Annotated in this window: 8 protein-coding genes and 1 tRNA gene; 4 read left to right on the top strand and 5 right to left on the bottom strand. The window is 25.9% G+C overall.

The features are described from left to right. Window positions 1–210: 210 nt before the first annotated feature. Together NLO413_RS01060 and hpf are read right to left on the bottom strand one after the other, a co-directional pair. Window positions 211–15,531, bottom strand: coding sequence for an ankyrin repeat domain-containing protein (locus NLO413_RS01060; protein WP_045808709.1), 15,321 nt, complete (start codon window positions 15,529–15,531; stop codon window positions 211–213). Between the two features lie 462 nt (window positions 15,532–15,993). After that, a complete protein-coding gene (gene hpf / locus NLO413_RS01065) occupies window positions 15,994–16,590 on the bottom strand; it encodes a ribosome hibernation-promoting factor, HPF/YfiA family (protein WP_045808710.1) in 597 nt (198 codons plus the stop codon). Window positions 16,591–16,750: 160 nt separating this feature from the next. On the opposite strand from hpf, the gene NLO413_RS01070 reads away from it, so the two are divergent. After that, window positions 16,751–17,650, top strand: coding sequence for an RNA polymerase factor sigma-32 (locus NLO413_RS01070; protein ID WP_232295894.1), 900 nt, complete (start codon window positions 16,751–16,753; stop codon window positions 17,648–17,650). Continuing rightward, entirely contained in the window at window positions 17,640–18,149 is a 510-nt protein-coding gene (locus NLO413_RS01075; RefSeq protein WP_045808711.1) for an invasion associated locus B family protein, read from the top strand. The genes NLO413_RS01070 and NLO413_RS01075 overlap by 11 nt, the downstream gene beginning before the upstream one ends. Here the strand turns inward: NLO413_RS01075 and NLO413_RS01080 are convergent. From NLO413_RS01080 to NLO413_RS01090, 3 genes are all read right to left on the bottom strand, one after another. Beyond that, window positions 18,143–18,415, bottom strand: coding sequence for an FtsB family cell division protein (locus NLO413_RS01080; protein ID WP_052690360.1), 273 nt, complete (start codon window positions 18,413–18,415; stop codon window positions 18,143–18,145). The genes NLO413_RS01075 and NLO413_RS01080 overlap by 7 nt on opposite strands. Window positions 18,416–18,547: 132 nt before the next feature. Continuing rightward, entirely contained in the window at window positions 18,548–18,676 is a 129-nt protein-coding gene (gene ykgO / locus NLO413_RS01085; protein WP_045808713.1) for a type B 50S ribosomal protein L36, read from the bottom strand. A 103-nt stretch (window positions 18,677–18,779) separates the two neighbouring features. Continuing rightward, window positions 18,780–18,868, bottom strand: a tRNA-Ser gene (locus NLO413_RS01090). Window positions 18,869–19,561: 693 nt separating this feature from the next. Here NLO413_RS01090 and NLO413_RS01100 point away from each other — a divergent pair. Next, window positions 19,562–20,224: a hypothetical protein gene (locus NLO413_RS01100; RefSeq protein WP_045808715.1), complete on the top strand. Its 663-nt coding sequence runs from the start codon at window positions 19,562–19,564 to the stop codon at window positions 20,222–20,224. 653 nt (window positions 20,225–20,877) lie between these two features. Then, on the top strand, window positions 20,878–22,491 hold the full coding sequence (locus NLO413_RS01105) for a hypothetical protein (RefSeq protein ID WP_045808716.1): 1,614 nt from the start codon (window positions 20,878–20,880) through the stop codon (window positions 22,489–22,491). The last annotated feature ends 333 nt before the right edge of the window (window positions 22,492–22,824 follow it).

The following is a 22,824-nucleotide window of genomic DNA, read 5'->3' on the forward strand; positions in this document are numbered from 1 at the left end:
ATTAGTATTATCCGCACCACAGAAATAATATCCTTTCTTTACAAGAAAAAACTGTAGACTTGTGTATATTGCTTAGGAGAAACGAAGATTTATGATAAAGGTAGTTATACAGATAACAATATTATCTCTTATTCATTAACTACCTAAATCAGATTAACTATTTCCTAGTATATTTCTACTATAAATTCACCATTATATACTATTTGTGATCTACTTGCTTCTTACACTAGAAGACCTACTACCTCTGGTATAAATACTATCATTTTTATCTGTTGTTTGTCCATCTACAGATACAGATCTAGAAAATTGTGACATTGCTTTATTTAATTCCACTACTTTTTGTGTTTTATCTTTTTGTTGTACATCTACCCCTGTCTCTTCTCTTGCTTCTGCACATGTTTTTGTTTTTAACTTTGTACTTGTTTCTGCGTTACCTATTTGCGCATTTACCTCTGCTTCTTCTCTTGTTTCTGCACATGTCTTTGTTTTTAACTTTGCATCTACTTTTGCTTTCTCAGTTGTGCTTGCAAGTTTAGCTTGTGGATTAAACATTAGCATGGCAAAATTTTTCACCTTAGTAACAACAGTGGAACTTATATTTTGGATAAAATCAACTTCTTTATTACATATACGATAACTTTCAGGATATACTTTACAGTGTAGTAAAATATTAGTTAATAATTTTTTTGCATCTACATCTTTTAGATTTATATCTTTATTTTGTATTACTAGCTTGTCAATTGCTTTATATAGTAGATATGGATGGATTTTTATATCTCCATGTAAGTTGTTTATGTATACTTTTTCTAAAAGTTGAGAGATTATCCGTTTACAAGTTAACATATTATTACGTAATATTTTATCATTATAATTAGGAAATATCACGTTTAAAGTTTCATTAGTATTATTACTAAGTAAAACAACTTCCTTATTTCTAAAATCACTTATTATATTTAAATTTTTAAGTTGTAATAGTACTGATGTAGCCTCATAATGGCGTTGTAAATTCTTAACTTCCGACTCTTTTTGATCAAAAGGTCTATTAGGGAGTAAATCATTAATAGAACGCACTATCTCATTAGGGATAATTTTATTATCAAGAATAGCATTATAATTTAATTGAGCACCTAAATCATAATTATGAGATAAAACAGTTATTAATTTTATAGCATGCATTGTACTATCATCAAGTAATAGCTGTTGATCAGCACTAATAATATTACATACGCATTCAATTAATTTTTTACGTATTTCCGTATCATTTTTAAAGTTTTTTAAATTTTTATCTCTTAATATTGCGTCAACAACTTTCTTAAAATAATACGGATGAGTACTTACTTTATATAAATTTAGATTGCCTACACCACTAGAAAACTTTTCTACAGTATCTTTACATTTATTTAGTTCTTCTGTTATAGCAGCATCATAATCAGATAAGTTATGCATCTTGACTTTTACATTATCATTATCAACATCTATTGTTATTTCTTCCTTTCGCGTAAAATCTTTGAAGTGTACATGTTGTGCTTTTAAATATTGTTCAACATAAAAACTATCTTTTAAATAACTATCATTTTTAATAATAGGATCATTATCGATATACATACCTATACATTGTGCTAATTGTAAATTGTTAGCATCATGCTGCATATGCAAATTAACATTATAACCATAAATTGAGGAGATCTTATTTAAAATATCTTCATTTGATACAGTATTAAATGATTCATTTAAAATTTCTGGCTTATGCTTTGTTATACCTATAATATCATGATTTTCATATAAAGACATTGTATTAACTATCTGCTTAATTAATATTAAACGCGCTTTCGGACTATTTTCACATTCTTCAATTTTATGATGTTTTAACACATTATTGACGCTTTTAATAAAATTATACGGATGAATCTCTATCTTTTTTAATTGCGAATAATGTATATCACTAGAAAACTTTTCTACAAGACTTTTGCATTCATTTAGCTCTTGTACAACATGTACATCATAATCAGATAGGTTATTAATATCTATTTTTAACTTATTATTATCATCCTTTTCTATTGTTACAAATGTATTTCTTGTAAAATCTTCTAATAACATGCGTTGTTTTAAATCTTTTAGAAATTTTTCAATATCGCTACTATTCTCTAAGTAAGACTTATCTTGAACAACATTATCATCAACAATATATTTTCTTAATTGAGAATTATAAATAAATTCTCTTAATGTCAAGTCATTAACTTCATACTGTGAATTATATTGTGCACGATAACCGTAAATGGAAGAAACACTATCTACCAAAGATTTTATAATGGTATGATCTAACTTTGGATTTACTATCTTCATATCATGAAATTCAGCACTTTCTTGTAACAATACTTGACACGCCATCAATTTCTCATATGCGTTTAAATTACTTATATTTATATTTTTGCTCAAATTTTCAACTGCTTTGTAAAGTAACGGTAAATTTATTTTAATATCAGAATGAGTTATAAGTACAACATCTTCAAAAAGCTGTTTTACATTATTTTCATACTCTTTCAATATTTCCTTATGACTTTGATCTATAGTACTCCAAATTTTATGATAAACATTATATATTGTTCCATTGTGCTTATGTATTGTAATATTTTCTTGACTATCTTGCCATACTTTAGTATCGCGTTCTACTTGTCTTAATGTTATAATACTTCTTTCAAATGCACCAATTATATTTTTTAAATCGATATCTTCTTTATTTATAATTTTGGATATAGCATCACTACTATGTAGTACATCATTACTGACTAAATAATAGTAATTTTTTGCATTATCTACACTTAATAACATATTTAATAGTGCATTATTTATCATGGAAACATTACTACTTGACCTTGTTCTCAAGCTCATTTCATCTTCATAATAATCATTAATACTATTTGTAGATGTAAGAGATTGTACATCACTTAATGTTCTATCATCATCACTTGCAGTTTCATAATAATCATTAATACTATTTGTAGATGTAAGAGATTGTACATCACTTAATGTTCTATCATTATCACTTGCAGTAAATTGTCCAGTATTTAATGAACTATCATCTGTTAAACTACCAGGATAAAGATCATCAATACTTTTAATACTGCTTGACCTTGTTATTGCAGGTAACTCAGCTGCTGCACCATCTTGTTTTTCACCTATAACATCTAGTGATGATATTCTATTACCATCTTGTGGTATTACAGGTAAATCAGGTGTATCAGTACTTTCTCCTGATTTATCAGCTGCACTATTACTATGAAAGTCAGTATTATGTTTAAAAGGTTGCTCTGTATTTAATAAACTTTTCTCTTCCAATTTTTCAATGTCAGCTTTTTCAATGTCAGCTTGTGTTCCGCTTAATATACCTAATCTTCTATCAGATGATGTTATATTACTATCTTGTGGTATTGCAGGTGACTTAGGTTGTGTATTAGTTTTTTTGTTTACATCTAATACAACATTTTTACTATTTTCTGATTTACCAGCTGCATCATCTTGTTTTTCACCTATAACATCTAGTGATGATATTCTATTACCATCTTGTGGTATTACAGGTAAATCAGGTGTATCAGTACTCTCTCCTAATTTATCAGCTGCACTATTACCATGAAAGTCAGTATTATGTTTAAAAGGTTGCTCTGTATTTAATAAACTTTTCTCTTCCAATTTTTCAATGTCAGCTTTTTCAATGTCAGCTTGTGTTCCGCTTAATATACCTAATCTTCTATCAGATGATGTTATATTACTATCTTGTGGTATTGCAGGTGACTTAGGTTGTGTATTAGTTTTTTTGTTTACATCTAATACAACATTTTTACTATTTTCTGATTTACCAGCTGCACCATCTTGTTTTTTACCTAATACACTATCACTTTTTAAACTACCAGGATAAAGATCATCAATACTTTTAATACTACTTGACCTTGTTATTGCAGGTAACTCAGGTGTAGCTGCACTATTACTATGAAAGTCAGTATTATGTTTAAAAGGTTGCTCTGTATTTAATGGACTTCTCTCTTCCAATTTTTCAATGTCAGTTTGCATTCTGCTTAATATACTTAATCTATCTGATAAAGTTTCGAAGGATACACCTGCTCTGTGAGAAGCAGTGGTACCATGTTCAGATAAACTATTGCTTGCAGTTATATAAGATTCACTATCTGAAATACTGTTTAACCTGGTAATTATAGGTAAATCAGAAGTGCTTGTATCACCACCATTAGAGCCTATATCAACATGTTGTCTAACATTTGATGGATTATCATTGTTAGCAGGTGCAGATAACACAGATGGTTGATTAACAATATCATCTAAAACAGTGTCTAGATTTTTATCCATAAGCAATTCTTTAGCATGTTCTTTACTCTTAGCTGGATTATCAACTTCTTTCCATCTACCCCTACTTAGAGCCTGACTTAAACTTAAACCTCCAACATATATTCTACAATTGTTAAAATTTAACTTTTGTCCATTAAATCCACAACTTTTTAAATATTTCTCATCTACTGATATACTTCCATCTTCTCTTATGATAACTTTAACTTTCTGAACACCTGCATTTTGAGGATCTTTTGGTTGCCATAATAATTTTAAATTCACTACTCCACTGGTAACAACATAATCCCTCTTATTATCATCAATTTTACGTACATAACCTTTATCTTTATTAAAATTAAATTTAATAATATTAAGATGATTATCTGTAAAAACCTTATCTTTTAGTGCTGTAGTAGTTCTAAATTTACCATTTTTTATTGATGTACTTACTGTTGTACCACAAAAATCAACATGATAATCTAACTCACTCCTTCTATCATGATTTATACTACCTTTTATTGTATCAATAATTTCTAACTTTAAATTGTGATATTTCTTCCTATAATCCAAAATATAATCATTATCTTTTGTGATTTTATCAATTAAATCACATGCTTTAGATTGAGGAGAAAAATCGTCATCATCCATTTTAGTATGCAAAACAATTCCATGAGATATCAAAAATTTTATCATGTGATAATATCTATCTAAAGGAAGTTTTTTATCTTTTATATTAATCAATAACGCTTCCAATGCAGTATTTCCATCATTATCACGGCAATTAATATCTAGTCCTGTGTTAAGTACATTGATAACACATTGAATATTTCCCGACATAACAGCATTATGCAAAGATATTCCAAAAGATTTATCTTTATGAATAATTGGAACAAGAGCATACTTATTTAAAATATGAGTTTGTAATTTATCATTACCAGTTCCTGAAGCATTGATAAACATTGCGTTAAGATTACAATTTTTAGATATGACATCTGGTGTTAATCTACTTTCTAATTTACAGAAAATTTCATAACAGTCACAAAACTTACTAATACTTTCTATAGTATTTTCTCCACGTAAGTTTCTATTCTTATAGAAAATTTCCTGCAACAATTCCTTGTTATTTCTAGAACTATTAGATAAACAGTCAATTATTGTACTACAAATACTCTCTAGAGCTTTTAGCTTATTATTATGGTCATGGTCAGTAGAATTACTATCTGCAATTTCTGCAAATAGCTTCTGTAACATATTATTTCCTTCTATATCTGTAACTAATAAAGATTTAGCAATAACATGATATTCATCATTACTCATTATTTCACGCAAAGAACGTAATGAATCTTCCTGATTAAGAAGAATATTTGTAAAAATATTATTAAGAACTAAAGTATTGTGCTGAAGAATGTTGTTGTCTACGTAATTCATTACTGACTTATAATCAGCACAATGTTCTTTTAATTTTTGCGCATGTGCAATATCTGATGCGTGTTTATCATCAGCAATACTCTTTATTCGTGCTACGTTTACGTTATCAGATCTTATATTACTTATCATATCATAAAGGTATGATATATCATTGTTGTGATATTTTTTCAAAAGACTTTCAAATAAATTGACCATCATGTCATCACATAATGAATCATACTCAATAATAAATTTGACTAAGGTATTTAATGAGTGAGCATTTGAACTTAATATATTTTTTTCTACAAGTTTTAAAAGAGTTTCTTTATCATTGCGCAATAATATATATTCAAACATAGATTTGCCATTTATACATTGCACTTGTAATAAATTATCATGCTCACTGAGTTCATGCATAAAATCTTCGCTACATCCTTCACTCAGATATTTCTTTATTAAACGTCTTGCTACTGCAACGTATCCACTATTTGGATTTGCGAAACAACCACTGTCAATAGCATTAACTTTGCTTTCAAAAAATAAAGAAAATTTACCAATATTGTCTATGTCTTTATCCTGCTTGAATTTATCTAAAACATGACTTAATATTTTTTCTTTATCACCTTGATTTTCTATATAATTTTTTTCTAAGAAATCATATACTACATAATTATCTTTGACATTAACAAGTATAGATTTAACATAATCTGCTAAATGCAAAATTCTATCTTCTTTTGAAGATTTAAAAATATTATCATCAAGTTTTTCTTTATGAATTATTTTCAACATTTGCATTACATCTGCATTATTGCAATAGGAAGAATACAAGTACTTCATCAATTCTTTTACTGATAATCCTTGTACATTTTCTCTTGTACAATACGTTGCTTTTGGCACGTTAAGTAATGAATTACCACTCAACTCATGTATACTTGCAAGTAACTTTATAAATTCATAGGTACCTGCATTATCTTTTATACCTGCATCAATACATATAGCTGCCATGAATCCAGGATAATTATCAAATACTCCATATTTTATTAGAGATTCATATAATTGATAGTCCTTACTTTTCCTAATATAGTTTCCATTATAGTTAAGTATGTTATTGTCAGATAACATCTTTGAAAGTTTCTTTTGTAATTTTATAAATACTTTATTATTTAAATGTTCCAACTCACACATATCTTGATAACTTGACATTAAAGATCTTTTTAGATATGAGTTACATACATCAACACTTACACTAGGATTATTAGCATAATTGCTGTTAAAATCATGTATAAAATCACAAAAATGACGATCTATTTTTTCCGCTAAATCACCTACTACTATTTCATTATCAATAGAGCTTCGTTTATTATTCCCTACCCTACTTGTTGGTGATTCTGCTTGTGCACTAGCAGGTAATGACTCCGCATGAACTTGTCTATTATTAACCTGCATTCTTGGTAATGTATCATTACCAATGCATGATCTTAAGAAATTTAAATCTTCATTACAATGGTTACCATCATGAGATAATATTTGTGTTTTTATGTTAGGATGCGTAATTATTAAGTTACTTAATTTTAATATCACTTCTTTACTAATAAATTTATTATCATCAAATGATATACCAAGCTTATTAAGCAGCCCTACATTAACCTCAATTATATGTAAATGTTTTTGTACAGATTCAGCATCTTCATGATGCTTTTGTAACATAGATATAGAATTAGTTATTTCTTCTTCCAATTTATAAGCATACTTTAAATTCTGTGTTAAGAACTTGTGGTCATCCTGTCTAGTACTAGATAATTGTTCTTTTACTTTTGGAAACGCATTTGCTATAGTATATAGAGTATTCGTGACTTTCTTATTAAATTGAATAAATTCATCACTATCTAATATAAGATGCAATTTAATCATATGCACATTCATTTTCAACATATGTTTGTATATGATATTATTACTATCACTATTTCGTAGTTCTTTTAAATGAGCATACACCAATTCTTTTATTCTTGACGACTCAAAAGCTTTATCTTCATCACTCGCGGAAGGACCTAATGCAATAGGGTCAGTCGTTCTATCTATTGGTAAAGGTGTTTGTAAACTAGAAGATAATGGTTCCGCATGAGTTTGTCCATCATCAACTTGTTGTGCACCAACTTGAGATGTTTGTAAACTAGAAGGCAATGACTCAGCATGAGCTTGTCCATCATCAACTTGAAAAGATTCACTGGTATACATATCACTACTAATGTATGATCTTATAAAAGATAAATGTTTATTATAATGAGATAATATTTGTGTTTTTATGTGAGGATGCTTAATTATTAAACTTCTTAATTTTAATATAACTTCTTTATACATAAATGATGCATTACTTAATTGTACACCATACTCATCAAGTTGATTTATATTTATCTCAATACTATTTAAATATTTTTGTACAAATGTAGTGTTTGCATGATGCTTTTGTAACATAGATATGTAGTGAACCATTTCTCCTTCTAGTTTATAAATATGCTTTAACTCATGCGTTAGTAAAGCGTAGTCATTCTGTTTATCACTAGATAATATTTGGTTTTTTATTTCTGGAAATTCATCTGCTATAATATATAGTACACCCGCAAATTCCTTATTAAACTGATTAAGTTCATTACTGCGTAACAGACCATGTAATTTACCCATATACATATTCATCTTTGACATATGTTTGGACATTATATAATCATCCTTAATCCTACCAATACTGCGTAATTCATTTAAATCAGCAAATAGAAATTCTTTTATTTTTTGTGCATCTACATTATTGTCAGAAGGACTTAATGCATTATCTTGTACTTTATTATGATCATGAGAAACAGAAGATTCCCCATTGTCAGAAGGACTTAATGCAATATCTTTTACTTTATTGTGATCATGAGAAACAGAAGATTCCCCTTTAATACAGTTCTTTATGTGCCTTAAGTAGTAGCTATTGCGAGACAATATTTGTTTTTTTAGATTTGGATATTGCTCTGCTACACGCTTTAATTCTAATATATCTTCTTTACAATCATATTCATAAAACAACTTATCATTTAACACAAAATGATTAAGTATAACTGCATTTACAATAATATTATGTAAACATTCATCTACATATTCATTATTATTAGGATGCATTTTTAAATTACGTATATTACTGAGTATGTTTTTTCGTATATTATTAATATAGTTTAATTGTTTCTCAATGAATATACAATATTTGCTATTATTATCATGTAATGCACGTATAATTCCTGAATTATTATTTTCAATATCATCTAGAATATTCACAACTTCTTTATTTAACTTACCAAATAAATTAGCGTTTAATTTTTTTAATTCAGTCATATATGAAGCAATTACACTAATATGTTGCCTTACTGTTTGATCATTATTACACGTTCTTAGTGTTCTTAAATTATTAAATACTACTTTTTTTATTTTACGAGTCTTTTCGTACATATCAGATAATGTATTTGCAGGATGATTATAAGATGCATTACCATAAGAACTTAATGAAGTATCTTGTGCTCTATTTTGCTTATTAGAAGATGTAATAACAAAAAAATTACCTTTAATAATGTCCTTTATATGTTTTAAATATTGACTATTGTTAGACAATATTTGTTTTCTTAGATTTGGATATTGTTCTGCTATACCTTTTAACTCTAATATATCCTTTTGACAATAATATGTATAAAAAATACTATCATTTAATAATAACTTATTAAGTTTATTTGCATTTACAATAATATTATGTAAACATTTATCTACATATTCATTATTATTAGGATGCATTTTTAAATTACGTATATTACTGAGTATGTTTTTTTGTACATTATTGATAGATTCTAATTGTTGCTTAACTAATATATAATATTCGCTATTACTATCATGTAATGCACGCTTAATCTCCAAATTGTCATCTATCATATGATATAGAATATTCACAACTTCTTTATTAAACTTATCAAATAAAGTACCATTTGATTCCTTTAATTCAGTCATATATACATTAATTAAATCAATATATTTCTTTCCAGTGTTATAATTACACGTTTTTAGTGTACTTAAATCCTTAAGTACTAGTACTCTTATTCTATGATACTCTTCTATATTAGAAGATATACTACTCCTTTTGTTATCACTTAATTTTTGATTTATGACTTCAAAATACTTACTATTAAATGACAACATTTGTTTCTTTACTTCTGGATATTTACTTACAATATCTATTAACCTAGGTGCAGCTGCTTGCGTATAAAATGTATAAAAAATATCACTATCTAATTTTTTAAGTGTATTCATATCTGTAATAATATTATGCAAGCATTCCTTTGTTTTATCCAAATTATTTGTTTCTAGATCTTGTAAATTTGTAATTATCTGATCAAAAATTTTATAAATATTTTTGATATTACCTAGTATTTGTGAATTTTTAACACCGAAAATTTTCGATACCCCTGTAAACATTCTTACAGGTATTTTTGACTTAGAATCAGTCAATTTTTGTTTTATAGACTTTAAATATGCGCTATCACTGGATAATACTTTCTCTCTTACAATTGGAAATTTATCCATCAGGTTTCTTAATCTAAATACAATTTCATTATTTATTTCATCATTAAAAGAATTATCTTTTTTATATCCACGTACACATTCATCAATTAGTGCTATAAATTGATCTGCATATGCATCATAAAAATTCTTATTAATCTTTGCATCGTTATTATTATATAAATATTCGAAGTTCTTACCAATATATGAACGTTTTAAATCATTCAAATCGGTACCACTGTATGAATGTTCGAAGTCCTCAAAAATTTCCAGTAATTCTGATAGCACAACTTTATCATTACAAAATAATAGCGCTTTAACATCTTTTTTGTCTGCAAATAACATTTTTAGATTTAATAAAGAAAAATATTCGCTATCAACAGATAATATTTGATTTCTAACATTCGGAATGTTATTTATAACAGAAAATATCTTTATAACTTCTGCATTAAAACTATTAAATAAATTAATATCCATCTTATTAATGACAGTCATATACATGCAGATTAAATTTAAATGGAACTTTATATTAATATCACTTTCTTCTTGTGTAAGTTTATATAAACTTTTTAGCACTTGTACTTGAAAATTAGAAACAACTTTTCCTATATTTAGTAGTTCTTTACTTTCCTCATTTTGTATATTAATTAGTCCTAAGATTTTATGTAGTTGCTTTCTTCTTTGTCGTAATAATTCTAAGTTGTTTTCTTGTCCATCTATTAATTCTTTGTCTATCTTCTTGTTATGATTAATTAATGATGGAATTATATAAGGAGTATACTGATATAATTTACCATTTATAGATTTTAAATATCCATAATCGATAGACAATAGTTGATCCTTAACATCTACAAAATCATTTACTATATACTGCAAAATATGTATAAGTTTATCATTAAGTTTAGTAAACGTAATGTTATCGATGTCTTCCATCCTAGACATACACACATTGATTATATTTAAATTTAACCTTATATCATCTGCATTTATGTTTTCTTCTACAAGTTTTTTTAAAGCTTTGAAGATCTCTTCCTTAGGTTCGTCAATAAGATAAAACCTCTTATCAATCATTCTCCGAGCTATAGCACCTGGATTCAGCGACACTGGATCTGGCTGTATAGTGCCTACATCAGAAGAACTAGCTACCTTTTTAAGTTTGTGCTGAGCCATACTTATTGGATTTGGTTGTGTAGCCCCTACATTAGAAGAACTAGCTACCCTTTTAAGTTTGTGCTGAGCTGTATTATTTAATTGCGGCAACTCTGGATCAAGTGTAGCGCTTACACCATTGCTAGCAGCTCCTTCATCTAATATGTGCTGAGCCATACTTATTGGATTTGGTTGTGTAGCCCCTACATTAGAAGAACTAGCTACCCTTTTAAGTTTGTGCTGAGCTGTATTATTTAATTGCGGCAACTCTGGATCAAGTGTAACGCTTACACCATTACTAGCAGCTCCTTTATCTAATATGTGCTGAGCCATACTTACTGGATTATTTGGTTGTGTAGCCCCTACATCAGAAGAACTAGCTACCCTTTTAAGTTTATGCTGAGCTGTATTATTTAATTGCGGTAACTCTGGATCAAGTGTAGCGCTTACACCATTACTAGCAGCTCCTTCATCTAATGTGTGCTGAGCCATACTTACTGGATTTGGCTGTATAGCTTCTACTTCAGAAGCACTTGGCATGTTTTCTATAACTTCTTCAATAGCACTACTATCTATAAACTCACCTTGATCAATAGAAGAATTTTGCTGTAAAGATTTACGTATTTTATATTTACTTAAAAAATTACATATAGAGGCATCTATTTTATTCTCTAATGCAAATTTATATAATGTCCATCCTCTATTAAATTTCACATTTTTATTAATTTCTTTTAATTTATTTAACTCTTTTGTATAATTAAAATCATTACCATTATACCCATTATTTATAAGATTTTCATTATGTGACACAATATCTTTTATCACACTAAAGTTATTTGATAAAATTATGCCATGTAATAAAGTACCTGCAGATAATTTATATTTATGCCTTCTCAAAATAGCATAGCATACATCATTCATCCCTGCTTTAGCAATATTTGCAAATTGAGTATAACTTACTTTTAAACCTCGATTAATTAATAATTCTAACACTTCCGAATATTTGTTTTTTATTAACTTATTAATATCCAGATTACCATTTTGAATAATAGAATCGACACCTGCCATATAATCACTAGATTGTATAGCAAAATTTAAAATTTTAATGCAGTTATTATTGATTAATTGTAATAGGTCTATTGGTATATTCTTATTAAGCCTTAATTTTGATTTGTCTATATCAATTAACATCTCCAAATTGTCAGTTTTCATACATGTTTGTACAAGATTTTGAATATTTGTACTGCTTAATCTTTTAATATACTTAGCAAATAAAGTTCGATCATAAAAATTTTCTTGTAATAATTTTGTTAAATATTTATATAATAGCCCTTCTAGTTCTTTATCACTTTTACTATAGCGCTCAACTTGAGAAAGAATATGAGAAGCAGAATCCTTTCTTTTTTCTTTAAATGCTTGAATTAATAAATCAGCTTCATTACCTAATAAATTTACTTTATCCAATGCACGATTATTGTAACACTCTTGTAAATAAAATAATTGAGTAATAAGATATGGATCCTGTGATCTTACTATTGCGTTTTTAAAATTATAATCAAGTAGAACTTGCTTTAAATTCTGTGTATCTACCTTTTTTAGATAATTAAATAAATCACCATATAAATGGTGACATTTATTATCTATTAATAAAGTAATAGGACTATCATTATAAATGTTATTCTTTAATAAAGCTTTAATAAAATTATTAGTCGCATCTTTGCCAAAAAATTTCAAAACATAATTTTTTAATAATTCATCATTATATATTTGAAATATATTGTGAATAAAATTATAGTTTTTAGCTAAAATAGCTGCATGAAGAATATTATTCTCCATTCTTCCATATTGCAAAAATTTATGCTCATTTTTATGTTGCGATAGCATATGATCAATTATAGAAGTATTATTTTTCATAATGGCACACTGAAAAGGATTTCCTAAATAAGAACAGCTTTTAAATGTGAAGTTATACTTATTATTCTTTTTATATATTTTTCCTAATACATCCCAATGTTCTTTATTTCCATAAGTAGCAACATAATTTAATATATCAAATCCATTATCATCACATAAAGTATAATCTTGCGGTGATTTAAAATTCTTTTCACACTTTTCTTTAAATACTTCTATAGGTTCATTAAAATTAATTAGTTCTGTATATTTATTACTTGGATTATAAAGCTTGTTCATATTATCTTTAAAAACTTGAATAGATGTATTATTCTTAGGAATACTTGAATTAATTTTTTGAGTATTTTCTGCAATTTTCTTAGAATTATTTTTTGAATATTTTAATACAATATCTCTATCTGCTTGTGATAATAACTTAACAATTTTATGAAAAGTTGATTTTTCAAACTCCATACCATAATACAGCACATTAAGCACAGATTTTTTTAAACGATCATAATCTTTAGGATTAAGAATATTATTACTTCGAAGTGCATTTTGTAATATTTCATTAACATTATTTTTATGTAATGAAATTATATAAGTGCCTAAGCTAACATGCCCGGCATTTAACGCAATATCTATGAGATTATCTATATACAGTAAATCATTATCATAATCTATCAGAGTATTAAATTTTTCCATATTACCTTGTGAGACTATTTGATGCATAGCATGTTTTATTTTATCTGACATATCAGAAAATATCTCTTTCGACTCTATGTCCTTCAAAAATAATAAAAGGTTTTTTGTATTTATTAAATTAGAAGTGATTATGTTTTCAAGTAACGGTACATGTGATAAACTTCTAAGCCCTTTTTTAAGCGCATAAATATCATTTTGATTATTTGAAGTACAAATGCTTTGTATAACGTATAGCAAAATATCAGGAGAACATTCCATAATATATGGTGATAACTTAGAACGGTAGAAAAATATATCTTTTAGGTTTCTACCACTGTTTCTAATTACAGATTGAGCAAATTGTAAATTGCATTTTATTATATGAGGAGTCCAAATATCCAGAGAATCCTCAAAGTTTCCATTAGCACTTATCAAATCTTCAATGAATTTACTATTATTCACTTCAGCTGCATAATCTACTAAAATTCTATGTGATATATTACCTTTGTTTAACTGTTCTTTAAAAAAACAAAAAACCTTATCATCATCCTTGCTTATATCTTTTAACAAGATACTATATTTGTAATCAATGTTATTACAAAAATATTCTTTTATAAAATTATCGTACTCACATGCAATATCAGAATGATTACTAGCATTCACATCATCAAATCGACCATATTGAATTATAGATGCTAAAATCTCATCTTTTATCTCTTTATTATCATAATATTCAATATTATTTAAATTTAAAAATGAAAGATCCCCTTTTTTTATTGCATAATTTATAACAGAAACACCATCTTTATTACGTCCTAACAAAGCATCTACATGAAATTTTTGATGAATATTTTTAAATATTTCATATAACGGTTTATCTTTCATTACATTCATTAACGGAACATTACCTTGAGTATCAACAGCATTTAATAATAAGTTAGCTTCAGACGTTGATAATTTGTTTAACTTGCTTAAACACCATTGAAAGTTACCTTCCAATAATGATGCCACATGCAACATATTTTGCTGATCACTATTAACATGATATATATATGATGGATTACGATTATATAATATATCAAGCATACTTGTAATATCGGATCCTTGCTTACCTAAACTTAAAGCATATAACAGCGGATTACTATGACGATTATTTTCAATATTCCAATGCAATTGCTTTGATATTTCTGGATCATCTAATACTTCAAAGTAATCTAATCCCGCTCTAATTGCCAAAAAAATTATATGGTCTTCTTTTCCTTCTATATGAGCATAATTTAAGTTATCATAGTATCCAACAAAAGTACGAAATATTTTTACACTCAGCTTATTATCTAAGATATAATCTAATATACTACTCCCTTCTATAGTACTAAAAAGAAGTTCAGGAATATCTTTTTTACTTATTGTACTAAAAATATTACAAACTTCTTCACAATTATCATTTTTTATTGCTATATGTAGTCTGTTTTTTAACTCTTGATTCATTAAAATATCCAAAAAAATTTACATTTGTACACACAAGTTATAGAATAAATATATTAATATATTATTAAAAAATAATTTGTCATTATTAATAATATATCAAATTTTATTAAAAAATAATCAAATAATTTAACTTATGTAAATTAAAAAATACTATTTGATTAACTTAATTTATAAAAAAAATTCTTAATATTTTTATATATTGATAAATATATAACTTAATACAATAATTAAAATATAAAAATTTTTTATATATATTAGTTAAATATAATTTTCGAATTAGTGGTATACTTAATAATAATAATAATATTTTAACAATGGTTAAAAATAATAATACTCTCATAATAATTTTCTATTTTTATGTATATTAATAATATTTTTACCGTTAAATTACTATAATAACAACTAATTTTTAATATTTTTATTAATAATTTATATTCGTTACAAATGACCTTTAATGACCTTTTAAGAAATTTTATTACATCTTAATGTATTTACCCAAGTTATATTACCATCATCTCTCATATAAATCATATTAACCATATTGGTGCGTGCATTAATAAATAACAAAGCTGGAATAGACATTGTTTCCATTTCTACAACTGCTTCACCAACAGACATAGCTTTTAAATTTGTATCTTCTTCAATAATCAAAGGAAAATCTTTTACATTTTTATTATTACCATTATTACCACTTTTAATATTATCAAATAAATAGCTTTGATATTTTTTTTGATTACAAGTTAGTAACTTACTTTTACGATATTTATTTATTTTTTCATTTTTATATTTACTTAACTTATTACTTAAGTGTGTAATAGCATTATCAATAGCCTTATAAGCTGTTTCTGCACTTTTTAATATTTTTATAAATTCATTATTGTTATCATAAATATTTATACTAGCACTAAAAAAATATGCTTCTTTTGATAACACAACCTTAACTTTAATTATCAATTCATCTTGAAAATATTTTATAATATGATCTTTTACAGCACTTTCCACATAGATCCTTATACTATCAGTAATATTAAATCCTCTACATGTAATTACAATACTCATAATTAATTACCACGATTATCTCTACCATATATAATACACTTAAATTTTTAAAATTTATTAACCTATACCACAATAATTTTGAATTCACATCTTGAAAATTTCCTATATACTTATTATAGTGTACGGTGTAATATGTGCTAATGTTAATGGTAGGAGTTAAATGGTAGAATTTATGCTAACATCATCTGTATTCTTTTCTCTTAATTCTGAAAATGTTCTATATTATATTCGTCAAGTTCAATCTTTTCCCATGCTATCTGCTGAAGAAGAAGAAAGATTAGCAAGAAATTGGTATAATAATGGCACAGTTGCTGATGCACATAAGCTTGTTACTAGCCATTTAAGATTAGTAATAAAAATCGCAATGGGATTTAAAAACTATGGGCTACCACTTATAGAGCTGATTATGGAAGGTAATATAGGTTTAATGCAAGCTGTAAAAAAATTTAATCCTGACCTTGGATTTAGATTATCAACTTATGCAATATGGTGGATTAAAGCTTCTATAAAAGACTATATATTAAAATCATGGTCATATGTTAAAATAGGCACTACCCAAGCACAAAGAAAGTTATTTTTTAGTTTAAGAAAATTCAAGAAAAAGCTACTATACCGTAATAATATGACATTAGATGAAGTAAAAGCTATAGCAAATGAGTGTTCCACTTCAGAACAAGAAGTTGAGCATATGAATAGGTTTTTTAATAATAGAGATGTATCTCTCAATGGGTTAGTTTTTACTGATAATCATGATGGTAATAATAAAGTTGAACTTCAAGATATAATTCCATCTAATAGCCCAAATCAAGAGGTTATGTATCATACTAATGAAGAAAACTATATTAAAGAATCACTAATACAAAAAGCTTTATTATCATTAAAAGATAGACACCGTGATATTTTCATAAGAAGACGATTAATTGATAAGCCAGAAACTTTAGAAGCACTTAGTACAAAATATAATGTATCAAAGGAAAGGATTAGACAGATTGAATTACACTCATTTAATAAAATAAAATCTTTTATTCAAACTAATAAAAAAAAACTACATGCTAATTAATAGATACCTTATTATAATAATATTACTTACCTTTAATACACACTGTTTTGCTTCTGTATTACAAGGTGCTAGTAATATAAAACTTATCGAAAAAAACAAAGATTGGAGTGTGTATACAGCTTTACAAGATGGACAAAAATTGTGTTATTTGCTTTCTTATCCTATTAATAACGGTAAAAAAAGTAATTCTGTATTCATGATAACTTATATTAGTAAAATACTTGATGAAGTCAGTGTATCTTCAGGTATAAAATATAAACAAAATCCTATAAAGTTAATAATAGATCATAAAAAAATATATTATTTATCAATAATTGAAAATGATGTAGCCTGGGCAGAAAATATAAACATTGATGCAAAAATTGTAAATTCTATGAAAAAAGGATTATCATTAGTTGTAAAAGGAATTTCTGCGTCAAATAAAAAAATAGAAGATTCTTACTCTCTATTAGGATTTGATAAATCATATAAAAAAATGCGGCAAATTTGTAATTACTGAGGTTTTAGTATCACAACAATTTCATTTTTTGCAACATAACCTAGTATACTACGTGTTTGTTCATCTAGTAAGTCTAAGTTTAATGTTTTTTCTTGTAAAAGCTTATTCTTATGTTCTAGTTGTTTTTTTAAATTCAGTGCTTTTTCTAAAACAGAAGAATGATAATCAATATCTTTATATAATTTAATTAAAGTAATAATACCTCTATTACCAATTAGAGCATGAATGTTAAAATAAAAAATTAAGACCAGTATAAATAGTACCACAGCATAATAAATAAATTTACTACTTCTATAATTTCTTATAGTAATAAAAGAAAACTTTACGATAATACACCCCTACTATCACTTAATATAGTATTAACATACTTATATTAATATAGACTTAACAGTTATGAACTAATATCCCTGACGTGCCTTAAATCTAGGATTTTTTTTATTTATAACATATATACGCCCCTTTCTACGTATTACTTTACAATCTTTATCACGTATTTTAGCAGATTTTAAAGAACCTACAACTTTCATTTTTTTCTCCTAATATTAAATTACATCTTTATATGTTTGACCCACATCGTCAAGCAAAATAACTTTGTTATAAAAATTTATAAAATACAAAATTATTTTTGAGCGGAGAGAGAGGGATTCGAACCCTCGATACAATTTTATTTGTATAACGGTTTAGCAAACCGCCGCCTTCAGCCTCTCGGCCACCTCTCCATACTTAGATTTCACAATTATGTTCTATTTTAGATAATACTTCAATATAAATTCTCAATATCATACATCTTTTTAGATCACATTTCATAAACATATTACATGGCATAATACTTAAGTATAAAACAACTATAATTCCAAGCTTTATTATTGCCACAAATAAAATAGATGATAATTCACCAATCCTGTTCCTTTTTTCTGAACACATTAATAAAATATTCTTTTTTATGTTACAAATAAGTAATCTTAATTAATGCTATTACATCTTCAAATATCATATATATAAACTGAAAACATGAATACACAACACTAAATTAAACAAATAAAAGATTAAGTTTAAAATTAATAAGTAAATTTTATTCTCTGTAATTTATGCGCCTAATATTTAATTATAGCTATTTTTGAAATTTTATAGTACTGCATCTTATAAAGATGCACCAATAATCCTACACTTAAGTATAACTTTTAAAAAATTAATTCTATATTAACAATGTACTTTCAAAAAAATTGTAGATTTATCATTAGATAAAAAATTAAATAGCATAAATTTTGCATAAAAAAATTTGTGTTCATTGAAAAAAATATTGTAAACAATAATACAAGATAGTATCAAATGAAATGTTGCCCTATAATTTAAAATACTATTAATAAAGTTATTTATAATAATTGGAATGCATTGATAAAATTAGGTAAATTATGCAAACTCTATGTCAAATATCATATAAATATGTCAAATCATTATTTTTATACGCTGCATATTTAAAGTCTAATTCAAATAATAAATATAGTGCCAGTGAACTTAGTAAAGTATATCATACTTTATTGCCATTTTGTCGTAAAAGTGACGCTAAATACTTTACCGATGATATTGCAAAAACCCTACATATTATGAAATTTAGCAATACTATAATATTGACTACTGCCATTTGTCTCCTTCGTAGTATTATACGTAGTCATGCTAAAATATTCCAAATAGAATATGAGATTGAAAATATGTTTTATAACAAAAAAATGAATGATAAAAATTTTACTAATATAATGCTACATAAATGTAAAAATGATATAAATGCACTAGCAATTATAATAAGCTATGAAATAAATAACCTTGCTATTACTTATGATATTGCCGATAAAGATATCAGTCTACAATATAATTCGTTATTAACATATGCTTATCAGCAATATTATAAAAAGTGCTTTCCTATGATAACAAGGCAAGCTGCTGATGCTGCCTGTAAAATAATAAATTCACGACTTGCTAATCATAAAGAAGAACTTAATAATAATCCAAGATCAAGATCTGCAAAGTTACATTCAATATTAAAAACGGGGGGGGGGAGGAGGCATTGCATAATATAACCTTAACTGAAGTAAAAGCATTTAATAATATACACAAAGGGAGTAGAACCCCATAAAAACTTCAAGTAAAGTAATATTTTTTGAAAGGTAGTATTTTACAAAATAATCCACACCACTATATAATATCATTATATTGTTATGTCTAATTAAATTATATTTCGTAATTATAAAATTAACTCTAGCTGACTGCCTAAGTTTTCAAGGCATACATAATATTATTCAAAATTAGTTACTTATATCATAAATTTATAAAAAAAATATAGAAAAATAATACAATAATAAATTATAATTAATATATACTTAAAAGTTATTATTGTTATATGTTTTAGCATATTAAAGTACTATGAATTTTTCAATAGCCAATCTTGCATAATTTAAAAAACATAATATCGTTTATTAAGTATGTGCATAAGCAATTTTCATACAAAGATATGGCAAATATTATTTATATTTATGGAGGAGAAAAATATGTCAAGTATAAAGTTGCAAGTCTATGCTAGAAAAGAAAAAAGGAAAATACTATGCACACTTTATTAGTACTTTTAAATATAATAAATAATCAAATGAAAACATACTATTTTTACTTATCCAATACTCCCATAGAATTGCCGAAATGATTCCTGGGAACACAAAATGCAGTAACGGATTCTACGATGAAATTATTATATAAGAAAAAAATAACTTCTATAGCAAAAGAAGTTGCTAATATTGCTAATATTTGTAATTTAACTAAACAATTAAATGAAAATGTATCATTTTTATCTATAGAAGATGCCCATAGAATTTCTCAAATGAGTCCTGGAGCACGAAATGCAGTAATAGATTCTATGATGAAATTATTATATAAGAAAAAAATAACTTCTATAGCAAAAGAAGTTGCTAATATTGCTAATATTTGTAATTTAACTAAACAATTAAATGAAAATGTATCATTTTTATCTATAGAAGATGCCCATAGAATTTCTCAAATGAGTCCTGGAGCACGAAATGCAGTAATAGATTCTATGATGAAATTATTATATAAGAAAAAAATAACTTCTATAGCAAAAGAAGTTGCTAAAATTGCATATATTTATAATCACGTTACTCGAAGACCATTAAACAATAAAAATCAAATTATACCTGATAATGTACCAATATTAATGTTTTGGATGGTTAAAAACATTTCACTACTAAAAAATGATCACCTTCCATTACCAGATAATGACAAATATCCATATAAACAAAGATTACTAAATTGGGCAAAAAAAGAGCCTCAAAGACAAATAAAGTTATACTATGTATCAACAGGGTTAAAAGAACAACACTTACAAAAATTGTACGATTTAACAAACCCAAATAAAGGTGGAGAACAAAATATTCAAGTTATAGATTTTAATGCTAAATTTTCAAAAAAGTTTGGTTGTGAATACCTACATAATAATAAAATTCCATTTACCTGGAAAATAGATATTGCACGAATTATTATGCTTATTGAAGATGCACCAGCAATATATATCGATTTTGATATCTTACCTAGTGATACCCAAATTGGACATATTATAATGAATAACATAGGATATATGTCATCCTTTAGTCAAGATATATTATTCAATAAAATACAAATGGAAAATTCTATAATAATTATCGACAGTAAAGATCACTACATATTACATGTAGTACATGAAGTTATCAGAGATTTTCTTGATTATAACTCAAGCACTTTGATATATTATAAAAAGAACATAGAGCTTCATAGTAATCTATTTTATCAATTAATAAAATTTATTAGATTTTTCACAAATCAATGTCAGTATGTAAAATGCCGCCCATTTCTTCAACATGTATATATTGCTAATGTAATAGCGCTTATGTTTGCATACAATTATGTAAAACATAAAGTAGAACCAAATGTATTATTCAAAATAATAAAATTATTTTCTAAAGTAAAAGAATACTTATATTGTAACACTGATAAGTACAATGAGTTATTATTAACTGTTATAAACGATATAAATTTTGAAAAATATTTTTCTTGCAATAATAAATCGTTTAATATAACTATGGATCTTAGTTGGAATGCAAGTGATAATGCTTTATACAACACTGTTAATAGTGTAGTATGCAATACAAAAAAAAGCGATATTTTCAATAAAGATGAATCTTATATTATCAATAATTGCAATAAATTATTATATAATAAAAATAATGATTCACCACTCCCTAATACTAATTATAATATATCAAATACTACACAACTTAGCACATGTAAAAATATAACTTTATAATAAATCATCCTCTGTAATATCTTTTCTATACATTTCTATCAAGAAGATAAAAAATGATTGTATATAAAATAGCAAGCTATATATTTGCACATAAAAATTAAGTTGATAATACTACTCATTTCAATACACAACTGACATATCACTCAATGGAAATGCCAAGCTTCCAAAGATTTAATCATGTATTTATTATTTTTCAAAATAATGATATAAAAAGCTAAACTCACCTATTAATTTAATACATGTAAATATTTAATAAATAATTTAATCTTTTTTTATTAGATATTAAAAAAATACCTATAATTACACTACAATATAAAATTGATAATATTACAT

The organism is Candidatus Neoehrlichia procyonis str. RAC413, assembly GCF_000964795.1.
GTDB lineage: Bacteria > Pseudomonadota > Alphaproteobacteria > Rickettsiales > Anaplasmataceae > Neoehrlichia > Neoehrlichia procyonis.